The organism is Nocardia sp. IBHARD005 (genome assembly GCF_052814245.1).
Genome location: NZ_CP199935.1, coordinates 6,148,966 through 6,161,919, shown reverse-complemented (window position 1 = coordinate 6,161,919; position 12,954 = coordinate 6,148,966). Strand labels below are relative to the sequence as shown.

At 67.8% G+C, this 12,954-nt stretch carries 10 protein-coding genes; 4 read left to right on the top strand and 6 right to left on the bottom strand.

Annotated elements, in window-relative coordinates:
- Positions 1–59: 59 nt before the first annotated feature.
- The 3 genes from ACTWPB_RS28895 to ACTWPB_RS28885 are packed head-to-tail and all read right to left on the bottom strand — an operon-like array spanning position 60 to position 2,160.
- The gene (locus ACTWPB_RS28895; RefSeq protein WP_446223608.1) at positions 60–824 is read right to left on the bottom strand and encodes an AIM24 family protein; all 765 of its coding nucleotides are present in this window, start codon (positions 822–824) and stop codon (positions 60–62) included.
- Between the two features lie 4 nt (positions 825–828).
- Complete coding sequence (locus ACTWPB_RS28890) at positions 829–1,527, bottom strand: AIM24 family protein (RefSeq protein ID WP_446223607.1); 699 nt, start codon at positions 1,525–1,527, stop codon at positions 829–831.
- Between the two features lie 9 nt (positions 1,528–1,536).
- On the bottom strand, positions 1,537–2,160 hold the full coding sequence (locus ACTWPB_RS28885; protein WP_387215959.1) for an AIM24 family protein: 624 nt from the start codon (positions 2,158–2,160) through the stop codon (positions 1,537–1,539).
- Positions 2,161–2,411: 251 nt separating this feature from the next.
- Here ACTWPB_RS28885 and ACTWPB_RS28880 point away from each other — a divergent pair, with 251 nt between their 5' ends.
- Together ACTWPB_RS28880 and ACTWPB_RS28875 are read left to right on the top strand one after the other, a co-directional pair.
- Positions 2,412–3,767 carry a TerD family protein gene (locus ACTWPB_RS28880; protein WP_446223606.1) on the top strand — a complete coding sequence of 452 codons (1,356 nt, stop codon included), beginning with the start codon at positions 2,412–2,414 and terminating at the stop codon, positions 3,765–3,767.
- A gap of 25 nt (positions 3,768–3,792) precedes the next feature.
- Complete coding sequence (locus tag ACTWPB_RS28875; RefSeq protein ID WP_446223605.1) at positions 3,793–5,340, top strand: TerD family protein; 1,548 nt, start codon at positions 3,793–3,795, stop codon at positions 5,338–5,340.
- A 76-nt stretch (positions 5,341–5,416) separates the two neighbouring features.
- Here ACTWPB_RS28875 and ACTWPB_RS28870 read toward each other — a convergent pair whose 3' ends face one another.
- From ACTWPB_RS28870 to ACTWPB_RS28860, 3 genes are all read right to left on the bottom strand, one after another.
- Complete coding sequence (locus tag ACTWPB_RS28870; RefSeq protein WP_446223604.1) at positions 5,417–7,156, bottom strand: glycosyltransferase family 87 protein; 1,740 nt, start codon at positions 7,154–7,156, stop codon at positions 5,417–5,419.
- An 11-nt stretch (positions 7,157–7,167) separates the two neighbouring features.
- Positions 7,168–9,348 carry a transglycosylase domain-containing protein gene (locus tag ACTWPB_RS28865; protein WP_446226524.1) on the bottom strand — a complete coding sequence of 727 codons (2,181 nt, stop codon included), beginning with the start codon at positions 9,346–9,348 and terminating at the stop codon, positions 7,168–7,170.
- 942 nt (positions 9,349–10,290) lie between these two features.
- Positions 10,291–10,707, bottom strand: coding sequence for a DUF5318 domain-containing protein (locus ACTWPB_RS28860; RefSeq protein WP_446223603.1), 417 nt, complete (start codon positions 10,705–10,707; stop codon positions 10,291–10,293).
- Between the two features lie 389 nt (positions 10,708–11,096).
- Between ACTWPB_RS28860 and ACTWPB_RS28855 the strand changes: the two genes are divergently transcribed.
- Positions 11,097–11,654, top strand: coding sequence for a PadR family transcriptional regulator (locus ACTWPB_RS28855; protein ID WP_266295864.1), 558 nt, complete (start codon positions 11,097–11,099; stop codon positions 11,652–11,654).
- Positions 11,647–12,756, top strand: coding sequence for an inositol-3-phosphate synthase (locus ACTWPB_RS28850; protein WP_446223602.1), 1,110 nt, complete (start codon positions 11,647–11,649; stop codon positions 12,754–12,756). Before ACTWPB_RS28855 ends, ACTWPB_RS28850 begins: the two co-directional genes overlap by 8 nt.
- Positions 12,757–12,954: the final 198 nt, after the last annotated feature.

Sequence of the window (12,954 nt, the reverse complement as noted above, 5' to 3'; positions counted from 1 at the left end):
GCTCTCGGGCGATGTTGCCACAGTGGCCTGGTGATCGTCTGTCCAGGACGGTGTACCGCTCAGTATTGCTGTTGCTGACCAGCCAGCTGCTGGGCGATCACACCTTGGATGCGCTGCAGACCACCGACTGTGACGCCGCTCTGCAGCTGTCCTTCGATCGTGCGGACCAGGGCGTTGTCGCTCATGATCTTCTCGGTCGACTGGATCAGCACGGTGCCGGCGCCGGTGAAGTCGAATTGCCGTTCCTCGCCGGAGTTGGCGCCCATCCGCGCCGCGCCCGCCGCCAGGAAGCTACCGATCCAGCCCTGGTCATAGTGGTGACTGGGGGAAGGGCAATCAGCCCAGCCGACAAGGGATTCGGGGTCGACGCGCAAGGGCGGCTCGGCGAACATCACCGGCCCGTTGGAGGAGGCGAGGAACTTGCCGGTGCCGATCAGCGTGAGGAACCCGGGCACGATCGACTGCTTGAGCGCCAGTCCCGGTTCGAAGGCCAGCAGATTCGCACCACGGATGGTGAGGTTGCCTTCTTCGAGGTCATAGGAATTGATGTCGTAGCCGCGGTCGCCGATGATCAGCTTGCCGTGGCCCTGCGCCACCACGTAGTCGCCCGCGAACAGCGGCGCCGAGAACTGGCTGCTCACCATGTGCATCAGGCCGCCCTGCAGCCCGTGGGTGAGCATCTGGAACTCGATCTGGCCGTAGTAGGCGATCATCGCGCCCTTGCGCATGAACCACGGTCCGGTCAGGTCGATGCAGTAGGCGTAGCTGTTGCCCGGAATGTTGTCGCTGGCACCGAGATTGTTCGGCGAGAGGATTTCGCTCATCGGTTCACAACTTCTCTTCGGAGGCCTGCACGTACACCACACCCTGTCCGTGGCAATGCAATTGCATCGCCTCGCCCGCGCCGCGGCCCACCGCGTCGCGCCAGCTCATCGCGGATTTCAGTTCGGTCGCCACATTGCCGTAGGCGGCGACGAACGCCTGCGGGTCGACAACGATCGGATTCGGCCCGCCCACCTGAAGTTCCAGGAAACCACCGTGCGCGAGCAGCACCGCCGAACCCTGTCCGCTCAGCTGCGTGGTGAACATGCCCGCGCCGGTCGCGACGCCCGCCGCGGCACCGCGTAGCGCGCCCATCAGACCGCCACCACCGCCGCCGCCACCCGAACTGGCCACCGACACCACGGAAGCCTGCAATCCGGCCGACTGCGCGAGCAGTCGCGAAGCCTCGGCCCGCAACACCGCACCCGGCTGCATCTGCACCACGTGCACCTCTAGCCCGGCGAATCCGTAATGGACAACGCCGTTTCCCTGCGCCAGCATGGTCCGCTCGTGCTCACCGGCCATCATCTGCCCGGCCATCCGCATCAAACCACCGCCGCCCATGCCCTGACCGGCACCGGGAATCTGGTGCGGCGCGAACGCCACCTGCCCTGTGTAGAACAGCATCGCACCGGAACGAGCGACTACACCGCCCGCGCGCCCGACATCGACCTTGACGACCTTGCTGTTGACCTTTTCGAACATCGCCTGCCCCTACCGTTCCGCCGGCTGGATCAGCACGACACCCTGGCCGTCGAACCGCAGCGAGAACGCCTCGCCCGCATCCTGGCCGACCATCGTCCGCCAGGAGACATCGGTGACGAACGACTGGTTGAGATTTCCGCGCGAAGCGACGAACGCGTCGGGATCCACGATCAGCGGATACTGCGGCGACACCTCGAGATGAATCAGCGGCCCACCGGCCGACAGCAGCGCCACCTGCCCCTGACCGCTGACCGTGGTGGTGAACAGCCCGCTGCCCGCCGACATCCCGCCGACTCCGGCGAACCGCACATCGGTGCGCAGATTGCCCGCGAAGGCCAGCAGTTGCTGGGACTCCACCTGCAGTGTCTCGTTGTTCAGGTTCACCACGGTGACGTTCTGGCCGTTCACCGCCAAGAACACGCGCCCGTTGCCGTTGCACTCCATCAGTGACAGTTTCTCGCCGGTGGCGCGGCGCTTGAGGCCGTTGAGCACGCCCTCGCCGCCGCCGAACCCGGCCGATTTGAACTGCACATTGCCTTCATAGGCCACCATCGAGCCTGCGATCGCGCGGATGCTCGTCCCCGCGAGCTGCGCCTCGATCACCTTCTTCGACTGTTCGAACAATTGCGCCATGATCGGCTCTGTTGTCCCCTCTTGAAAAGGCGGACAAACCGCCGTCGTCCGACTGCGTCGTCACCCTAACCGATCAGGCGAAACTCCGCCCGCGGCGCCGGACAATGTGTGCCCGGGCGCCGGACAATGTGTGCCTGGGGCGCAGAGCAATGTGTGCCTGGGGCACAGAGCCCGGACGCGTGCGCCCGGTTTCTCGTAGAGTGGCAGGCGAGTTCCGTCGACACCCACCAACGACAAGCGAAGGGTCGAACTTGTCTGCAACACTCGCCAAGGGCCAGAACGGCCCGGTGGCCGTCAGTGATGTGGTGATCTCGCTCCAGGTCACCGCACCGGCCGACCTCTCCGCTCTGCTCGTGACCGAGCAGGGCAAGGTCCGCACCGACGCTGATTTCGTCTTCTACAACCAGCCGAGTGGACCGGGTGTCGATCTGCGCCCCGGACCGGCGGGTCAGCCTGCCTCGCTTGCTGTTTCGCTGCCCGCGGTGCCCGCCGACATCGATCAGATCCGCGCGGTGATCACCCTCGACGACGCGAACAGCAATTTCGGCCGCTTCGCCCCGCCCACCGCCATCGTCTCCGACGCGTCGGGCAACCAGCTGTTCAGCTACCAGATCGATGGTCTCAACGCCGAGTCGATCGTGATCGCGCTCGAGCTGTACCGCCGTCAGGGCAGCTGGAAGGTGCGCGCTGTCGGCCAGGGTTACGCCGGTGGGTTCGCGGCACTGGTCACCGATCATGGTGTGCAGGTTGATGATTCGCCCGCTCAGGCCGCCCCGCAGCAGGCGCCGCCCCCGCCGCCCCCGCCGCAGCAGGCCCCGCCCGCGTACCCGGCGCGATCCGCGCCGAGCTACCCGCAGCAGCCCGCGCCCGCCTACGCCCCGCCCGGGGGTGGCTATCCGCCTCCGCCCGGCCCGGCCCAGCAGCCGCCCGGTGGCGGCTACCCGCCGCCGCCCGGACAGGGTTATCCGCCGCCCGCGCAGGGTGCCCCGCAGCAGCCGCCCGGCGAGATCAGTTTGAGCAAGGATCGCCCGGTCAGCCTGCAAAAGGGCCAGCGGGTCACGCTGCGCAAGGAGGGCGGCGCCGCGCTGACCTTCGTGAAGATGGGCCTGGGCTGGGACCCGGTGCGCACGCGCGGAATGTTCGGCAACCGCACCGTCGACATCGACCTCGACGCCTCGGTCTGCCTGTTCGCCGACCAGAACCTCGTCGACGTGGCCTACTACGGTCAGCTGTCGTCGAAGGACGGTTCGGTGCGCCACCAGGGTGACAACCTCACCGGCGAGGGCGAGGGCGACGACGAGATGATCCTCGTCGACCTGACCAGGATCCCGGCGCACATCACCACGCTGCTGTTCATCGTCACCTCCTACAAGGGTCACTCCTTCGAGCAGGTGCAGAACGCGTTCAGCCGCTTGATCGACGGCACCACCAACGCCGAGCTGGCGCGCTACACCCTCACGGGCGGCATGCCGTTCACCGCGATGGCGATGGCGAAGGTGTACCGCGTCGGTGGCGACTGGAAGATGCAGGCGCTCGGCGAGGGCTTCAATGCCAAGCACCCCGGTGAAGCGGTGCCCCAACTGGGCCGATTCCTCGGCGGCAACTGAACCGCGACAGATCAGGGCAGACACCGTGATTCACCTGAAGGCCGGGCAGAACACTGCTCTGACCGCTGATTCCGTGCGCTTCACCGCGCAGACCACCGGCACCGCCGAACTCGGGGCGCTGGTGGTCGGCGAGGACCTGCGGGTTCGCGACGTGCACGATCATGTGTGCGCGTCGCGACCCGCGGCACCTGGGGTGAGCTTCGCCGGGGCGGCGGTGGATCTCACGCTGTCGCAGATCAGGTCCGACGCGCATGCTGTGCTGCTGTTCGTCGTCGGCGGGCAAACGCTCGGCGCGGTGACCGCCGCACTGTACGAAAATGGCAGTCCGGCTGCTGAATTCGTCATCGCGCCTACGGCCGGTGAGAGCGCGCTGATCTGCCTCGAGGTGTACCGGCGCGGTGGTGGCTGGAAGTTGCGGGCGCTCGGTCAGGGTTACGCGGGCGGCGCGGCACAATTGCTCACCGCCCACGGCGTGACCGCGCCCGGGCCCGCACCGGCGCAGGCGTGGCAGGCCGCGCCACTGGCACCGCCCAGCGCCCCCACCGAGACGGTCGCGAGACCCGCATCCGGCATCCCGCTCGAAGTCGACCACGGCCTGCAACGCATGTGGATGATCTTCGAAGACGCCGCCCGCTCGGCCGCCGCGCTCGTCTCGGCCCGCGACTACGCGACCAAACGCCTGGATCAGGAACTCTCCGAAGCGGTTTCGAACCCGGCTACCCGTAATACCCCTGCCGCCGACGCTGCCCGCGCCGAAGCTCAGCGTCGCCACGACGAACTCGTCGCCCTCGCCGACGCCGACCACCGTCGCGACAGCGACCAGCTCGGCAACGAGATCGCCGAGGCCGACGCCGCCATGCCCGCCGCACTGGCCTCCTGGCTCGCGCCCGCCTGGACCACCCGCGCCGCCCGCAGCGACGGCATCCGCCTCGGCGAGCTCTACGCGCAGGACCGTGGCGGCCTGCGCGTGCCGTATTGCGTTCCGGTGCCGCTGAATCGACCGCTGTGGGTCGACACCGAATCCACCGGCGCGGCCTCGCGCGTGATCGGCGCCCTGGTGGCCCGCCTCGTCGCCGCGATCCCCGACAAGCCGACCAAGGTCGACCTGATCGACCTCACCGGTGGCCTACGCACCCTCGCCGCTCCCCTCGCACCCCTCTTGGCAGGCCCGGTGATCACCGACCACGGTGACATCTCCGCCCGCCTAGCCGAACTCGCCCACGCCGCCGAACTCGCCGAAATCGCCTACAACAGTGGACAAGCCGTACCCCCGACCGAACACCGCATCCTCGTCGCCGCCGACTTCCCCCACGGCTACCAGGGCAGCGATGTAGTGCGCCTTGGCCAACTGATGGTCCGCGGCGACCTGATCGGCCTGTCCCTTGTCATCGTCGGCACCGGCAGCGGCGAATTCGGCGACGGCCCAGTCGATCTCCTAGCCCAGTCCTGCAGGCACCTCCCCACAATGCCCGGCACCCCCCTGTTCGACCCCTGGACGGGCAACGCCTGGGAACTCGACCTCGACATGCTCCCCGCCGAACCCGAACTCCAGGCCCGCTACTTGCGGATGTAGAGCCGGGGTGTTCGCATCCACAGCACCGGCCGACGACGAACTCCCGCTCGGGATCTCGTCGTCCCACCCGTTCGGGTCAGGTCAGAACCGACACGGGCCGCGAGCTGACCGTTGCATGCCTCGGGCGCAGGAATTCCGGGAGCCAGGGGAGTAGGGGGTCGAGGGCTCGGTCGAGGATGCCGCCGGCGGGGTCGTCGACGAAGTCGCGGCGGACCACGTCGTTCTGGGGGCGCAGGATCTCGTAGACGATCAGGGCGCACAGGCCGAGTACCGCTAGGTCGCGCAGGACGACGGTACCGGTGAACCACTGTTCGGGTAGGCCTTTGTTGTCCTCGCCGAGGTAGTAGTACATCCGTGGTACCCAGACCAGGGCGTCGATGGTCATCCAGGCCAGCAGGATTCGCCGATGCGGCAGGGCGAGTACCGCCAGCGGCACCAGCCACAGCGAGTACTGCGGGCTCCACACCTTGTTCGTCAGCAGGAAGGCCGCGACGACGAGGAAGCACAGCTGGGTCAGGCGTGGGCGCCGTGGCGCGGTGAGCGCGAGGTAGGCGATGCCCGCGCAGGCGGCCACGAAGGCCAGCAGTGACACCGTGTTCAGGATGGTCGGGGGCTCGCCGTGCCCGAGCGGCCCGTCGAAGCCGACCCAGCCGGTGAACGAGGTGATCACGTTGTAGATCGAATCGGGGTCGGCGTGGCGAGTGGTGTTGAGCCGGAAGAACTCTCGCCAACCTTCTGGATACAGCGCCGCGATCGGAAGATTCACCGCGGCCCAGGTGCCCGCCGCGGCGAGCACGGTGAGGGTGGCCGCGCCGAGGGGGCGCAAGGCGAAAAGGTGTGTCCTCGCCGGTGTTTCACGCAACCAGGTGCGCGCGGTTTCGAGACTGCCGACATCGCGCAACCGCAGCCCGGCCCGGGCGGCGGGCTGACGCTGCATCGGATCGATCCGCAGGCACAGCACCACGATCGGCCCGAGCAGCAGCAGCGGATACAGCTTCGCCGCCCCGCCCAGCCCGAGCAGAATGCCCGCGAGCACCGGTTTACGCCTGGCCCACGCCAACAATCCGGTAGCCGCGAAAGCCGTTGCCAGAGCATCGAAATTGGTGAACATATGCACGATCACCAACGGCGACACCGCGATCAACGCGGCGTCCCACACCCGTCGCCCGGCTAATCGCGACGATGCCCACACCGTGACCAGCCATCCGACCGAAAGGCCGAGTGCGACAACGTTGAAATACACCACCACCGACAACGCACCGGGCAGCGGCAGATGATCCCAGACATTGCCGATCTGCATCGCCGCGTACTGGTACAGGCCCGAAAGCACCGGATACTCCATGTATCTGGTCTCGGTGCCACCGTCGGGCGTCGATTCGGTCCAGGATTTCTTGTACGGGAACGCGCCCTCGTTGAGCCGTTCGGCGCCGTAGAGCGGCACCGTGTCGGAGTAGCACATGGCCACGTATTGGCGGCCGTTGTTCCAGTCCAGCATCAGGCCACCCTCGCCGTCGCTGGTCTGCTGGATGCAGCCGGCCTTGGCTGTCCAGCCCAGCGCCAGGAAGATCACCGTGAAGGCGAACATCACCCGCAGCGGCGTCCAGAACCGCACCCGCCCGATCAGCGCGTGATCGCCGACCGGGCCGCCGATCACGGTGGAGAGCTGCGCGGTCAGTGAATCGTTGCGGCTTGGCCGGTCCCGCGCATCGATCGAGCGCAGGTCGGGTGCCAGCCGAGCGGGCGCCACGTACCCCACCTCGCGGCCCGGCCGGGTACCACTCGACGCCGGCTGGTCCGCGAGTTGCTGATCGGTCACGACATCCGAGGTTACCGGGATCGGGTCGGCGTGGTTCCCGCGCCGCTGCTCTCGTTGTCGTTGCCGTTGGCGCCGTTGCTCGGTCTGGTGGACCCTCCGTTGCCATTTCCCGGCGTCGCCGGCGAGCCATCCGGTCCAGCCGTCGGCTGACCGGGCAGCGGGCCGGCACCGGTCTCCGCCGGTGACTGCTGCGACTGCGGTACCGCGGGCTGCTGCACCCCTGGCACCGGAATCCGGATGCCGGGCAGGATCTCGACCTGCGAGGGCACGATCACCGGCGGCGCGAGCACCGGAGCGGTGGTGGACGGCGCGGTGTAGGGCGCCGACCACTCCGGCACACCGGCCTGACCCTTGATCGGGGCAGGCTTGGGGAACGACTCGTTCGACGTGCCCGACAGCGCGCCGTCCATCGTCGCCTTCCAGATATCGGAAGGCAGACCGGAACCGTAGATGCTGCCGCCGCCGTAGTTCTTGAGCGGGTCGCCCTGCTCGGTGCCGACCCATACCGCGGTCGACAGCGACGGGGTGTACCCGACCATCCAGGCGTCGCGGTTGTTGCCGGTGTCGCCGAGCTGGTGGGTGCCGGTCTTGGCCGCGGACTCGCGGCCACCGGCCAGGTTGTGGTTGCGCGAGTACGCCGCGATCGGCTTCATCGCCGCGGTGACATTGTCGGCCACGGCCGCGCTCACCCGCTGCTCACCGGCGGGCTCGCCGCGATCGAGCAGCACCTGCCCGTCGGCGGTCACGACTTTCTGCACGAAGTGCGGCGCGTGGTAGACGCCCGATGCCGCCAGGGTGGCGTAAGCCGAGGCCATGTCGAGCGGCCGTGACTGGTACTGGCCGAGCACGATGCCGTTGTTGGGGCCAACGCCGCCGGGCTCGGTCAGCGTCTCGCCGATGCCGGGCAGCTCCGTCGCGATACCGAGCTTGTGGCCCATGTCGGCGATCTTCTGCGGACCGTTCTGCATGTCCAGCTGCATGCGGTAGAAGCTGGTGTTCAGTGAACGCTTGAGCGCCTCGGCGATGGTGCACATGCCGCAGCCCTCGCCCTCGACATTGCCGATCTGGATCCCGTTGACGGTGATCGGTGAGCTGTCGTAGAGCTGCGAAAGCGGAACGCCCTGTTCGAGATTCGCGGCAAGGCCGATCACCTTGAACGAAGAACCCGTCGGCAGACCGGCATTGGCGAAGTCGAAGCCCTGACCGTCGCTACCGCCGTAGTAGGCGCGGACCGCGCCGGTGCGCGGGTCGACCGAGACCACCGCGGTGCGCAGGTTCTCCGGCTCACCGTCGAGCTTGCCCTGCGCGGCCTTGATCGCGGCGTCCTGCGCCTTCTGGTCGATCGTGGTGGTGATCTGCAGGCCCTCGGTGTTCAGCTGCTGCTCGCTGATGCCCGCGGTCGAGAGCTCCTGGAGCACCTGGTTCTTCACCAAGCCGGACGGGCCCTCGTCGTTGTTCTTGTCGCCAAGCGATTCCAGCGAGACCACCGCCGGGTACTGCATCCCCGCACGCTCCGCGGCGGGCAGGTTGTTCTCCGCGACCATGCCGTCGAGCACGTAGTTCCAGCGCGTCCTCGCGCCCTCGGGGTTCTTCTCCGGATCCAGCAGCGAGGGCAGCTGGATCGTGGCGGCGAGGACAGCGCCCTCGGCCACGGTCAGCTCCTGCACCGGCTTGCCGAAGTAGGACTTGGCCGCGGCATCGATGCCGTACGCGCCGCGCCCGAAGTAGATCGTGTTCAGGTAGGCGGCGAGGATATCTTCCTTGCTCCACTGCCGTGCCATCTTGGCCGAGATCACCAGCTCGTGCATCTTGCGCGTCATCGACCGCTCGTCACCGACCAGCGCGTTCTTCACGTACTGCTGGGTGATGGTGGAACCACCACCGGCGCTTTCCTTGCCGAGGATGTTGTCGCGGGCGGCGCGGGCGAAGCCCGAGACCGAGAAGCCGGGGTTGGTGTAGAAGTCGCGGTCCTCGGCGGCGATCACGGCATTGCGCACGTGCGGCGGGATCTGATCGATCGAGACCTCGGTGCGGTTGCCCTGCGGCGGAACCACCTTGCTGATCTCGGTGGTGCCGTCGCTGGCGAAGATCGTCGCTACCTGGTTGGTCTCCAGATCGCCAGGCTTTGGCACCGATACGGCCGTGTAGGCGACCAGGAACACCGCGCTCGGCACGACGATGGCCAGGGCCATCAGGACATAGAGCGTCCGGCGTACGATCCGCCACGGCGATTTCTTCACCGCACCATCACTACCCGAGCCGTCGTCGCCTCCGCCACCAGCGCGGCGGCTGCGCGGACCGGTCGGCGGTGGTGTGCCGCCCACACCCGTGGCACGACGTTCACCGGTGGTCGGGCCACCCACGGTGGCGCGGCGTTCACCGGACGTGGGGCCACCGGGGCGGCGCCCCGCACCGGCCCGTGCGGCCGCGGCGGCACCGCCCGCGCGGGCCGTCCTGGCTACGTCGTCGTTCGCACCACGCACGGTCCGGCCCGCACCGGACTGACCCGAACGCACAGTCGACTCGTCGGTGCCGCCGGGACGCGGCAACTTCTGTGTGGCACCGGCAGCGGGCGCGCCGGGACGGCCCGGCTGCGCGGGCCTACCCTGTGGCGGCCTGCCCTGACCGGGCGCACCTTGCGGAGCCGGTCCACCCTGCGGTCCACCCGGACGCTGCGGGGGCTGACCAGGCCGACGCGGCGGCAGCCCACCGGGCGGCGGACCCTGCTGACGATTCGGCGGTGGCCCCTGCGGGCCGCGTCCACCAGGCACCGGCCCACCCTGCGGACGCCCACCCTGCGCGGGACCACCGGGCGCACCCTGCGGGCGCGGGCCTGCGGGCGGCATCGGCCGACGCGGCGGGGGACCACCGGGCCGATCACCCGACTGTGGGGGGAGACCCGGTTGCGCACCCCGAGCCGGACGGCCGCCGCGCGGATCATCGCCGTGGGGGGAGGACTCGTAGGGCGAACTCACTGACCAGATCTCCATAACTTGTAAGGTTCGGGCACACAACATCCGCGCCGGAGTACCGGCGCGGATGGGGTGCAGCCCGAACAGTGGCGCATCACGCGGTGGCCACCATCACTTGTGCGGGCCGCCCGTCACTGGGCAGCCCTGTCGCTCGGCACGCCATCATTCGGCAGCAGAGCGCCGGGCTCGCGAACTCGTCCGTCGCCTGGCGGGGGCGGGAGCCGTGCCGAGCACATACGACTGCACCAGATGGTTCCAGCTGCACGAGCGACATACTTCGACGACATGCACCGAGAATTCTTCGTTCGCCTCGGCCATCCGAATCAGTTCCTCGGGCGTCCGCGCCGACCCGGCCACTTGGCCGAGCCCATCGCCGAACACCCACGAAACCAACGTCAGCTGCTCTTTCCGGCAGATCGGGCAGGTCGCCTCGCTGCCCCGGCCATGGAACTTGGCGGCCCGGAGCAGGTACGGATTCGCGTCGCACACCTCGGCGACGCCGACCCGCCCCGCGGAGACATCGGCCAGCAGGGACCGGCGCCGGAGCGCATAGTCCACCACCTGCCGCTGAATTCGCACGATCACCAGAGTAGCGGGGTTCGCAGACGCGTGCCCAAGGCATCGTTTGATCCGAGCTCCCTGACGGCTCCGGCTATTTCGGGGCGGATCCGGGTGTTTTCGCAGGTGAGGTGACACACGGCGCACGGTTGCCCGGCAGACCTCGATCGGGGGTCGCTGATTCGGTTCGCGCGTACGTGACATCTATCGCCCAGCGGCGTCGAGCATGCTTGACGCCGACGCGAGCTCACAAAGCTCCAGTTCACCCCACTGCACTGACCTGCGGTGATGGCGCATGCGTCACATTCGGCTGGTGCGTAGATGTATCGCTCCGATATAGTTGGAACTCGCATCCACGGTTAGGTCTGATCGGCCTGTCAGGTCGTCATAGTCAGGGAGTGAGGTCGGCAGTGCTCGAATTGGCGATTCTCGGCCTGCTCCTCGACGCGCCCATGCACGGTTACGAGCTGCGCAAGCGGTTGACGGGCCTGCTCGGAGCGTTCCGGGCCTTCTCCTACGGTTCGCTCTACCCGACGCTGCGCAGGATGCAGGCCGACGGGTTGATCGCCGAGGAGCTTCCGGAGGGCGCGATCGCGCGCCGTGCGCGCCGCGTCTACCGGCTCACGCCGGTTGGGCGGGAACGGTTTTCTGAACTCCTCGCCGACACCGGTCCGCAGAACTACACCGATGACGGTTTCGGCGTTCACCTGGCCTTCTTCAGCCGCACTCCCGCCGAGGCGAGAATGCGGATTCTGGAGGGCAGGCGACGCCAGGTCGAGGAGCGCCGAGAGGGTCTGCGGGAAGCGATCAAGAAGGCCAGCGGCTCGCTGGATCGCTACACCCGCCAGCTCCACCAGCTCGGATTGGAATCAAGCGAGCGCGAAGTGCGCTGGCTCAACGAGTTGATTGCGGCGGAGCAATCGACGAAGGCGGCACCACAGAAAGAGGGAAAGAGCGGCCATGAGTGATGTCAACAAGGTTGGGTCCGGCGAAGTTCGCGTCGCGATCGTCGGTGTGGGCAACTGCGCATCGTCGCTGGTGCAGGGCGTGCAGTACTACAAGGACGCCGACGAGAACCAGGTCGTTCCCGGCCTCATGCACGTCAAGTTCGGTACCTATCACGTGCGCGACGTGAAATTCGTGGCCGCGTTCGATGTCGACGCCAAGAAGGTCGGCTTCGACCTGGCCGAGGCCATCTTCGCCAGCGAGAACAACACCATCAAGATCTCCGATGTGCCGCCCACCGATGTGACGGTCCTGCGTGGCCCGACCCTCGACGGCATCGGCAAGTACTACGCGATGACCATCGAGCAGTCCGAGGCCCCCGCGGTCGACGTCGTCAAGGCGCTCAAGGATGCCAAGGTCGACGTGCTCGTCTCCTACCTGCCGGTGGGTTCGGAAGAGGCCGACAAGTTCTACGCGCAGTGCGCGATCGACGCCGACGTCGCCTTCGTCAACGCGCTGCCGGTCTTCATCGCCTCCGACCCGGTCTGGGCGAAGAAGTTCACCGATGCCGGAGTCCCGATCGTCGGCGACGACATCAAGTCCCAGGTCGGCGCGACCATCACCCACCGCGTGATGGCCAAGCTGTTCGAAGACCGCGGCGTGGTGCTCGACCGCACCTACCAGCTCAATGTCGGCGGCAACATGGACTTCAAGAACATGCTCGAGCGCGACCGGCTGGAGTCGAAGAAGGTCTCCAAGACCCAGGCCGTCACGTCGAACCTCACCGGTTCGCTCGCGGGCAAGGTCCACGACCGCAACGTCCACATCGGTCCCTCGGACTACGTGGAGTGGCTCGACGACCGCAAGTGGGCCTACGTCCGTCTCGAGGGTCGCGCCTTCGGTGACGCCCCGCTGAACCTGGAGTACAAGCTCGAGGTGTGGGACTCGCCGAACTCGGCCGGCATCATCATCGACGCTGTCCGCGCGGCGAAGATCGCCAAGGACCGTGGCATCGGCGGACCGGTCATCCCGGCCTCGGCCTACCTGATGAAGTCCCCGCCGGAGCAGATCGCCGACGATGTCGCGCGTACTCAGCTCGAGGCGTTCATCATCGGTGCTGATTAATCACTGAACAGGAAGGCCGGGCGCGCATGCTGCGTACCCGGCCTTTTGTTCGGTAGTCCCAGGCAGGTTTGACGCTGTGTTTATTGGAGCGCTGGCGCGCTCGAGTCGCGGCCCCGAGGGGCCGCCGGTTAGCCACCGGGGCTTGCTCCTTCGTCGCGTACGCCCCGGCGGCTAACCGGCGACCCGGCCGCGACCGGC

Bases quoted from the DNA above. Each gene is read 5' to 3' on its own strand.
- ACTWPB_RS28890 (WP_446223607.1), bottom strand. From the start codon at position 1,527: ATGTTCGAAAAGGTCAACAGCAAGGTCGTCAAGGTCGATGTCGGGCGC.
- ACTWPB_RS28850 (WP_446223602.1), top strand. From the start codon at position 11,647: ATGAGTGATGTCAACAAGGTTGGGTCCGGCGAAGTTCGCGTCGCGATC.
- ACTWPB_RS28865 (WP_446226524.1), bottom strand. From the start codon at position 9,348: ATGGCCCTGGCCATCGTCGTGCCGAGCGCGGTGTTCCTGGTCGCCTAC.
- ACTWPB_RS28895 (WP_446223608.1), bottom strand. From the start codon at position 824: ATGAGCGAAATCCTCTCGCCGAACAATCTCGGTGCCAGCGACAACATT.
- ACTWPB_RS28885 (WP_387215959.1), bottom strand. From the start codon at position 2,160: ATGGCGCAATTGTTCGAACAGTCGAAGAAGGTGATCGAGGCGCAGCTC.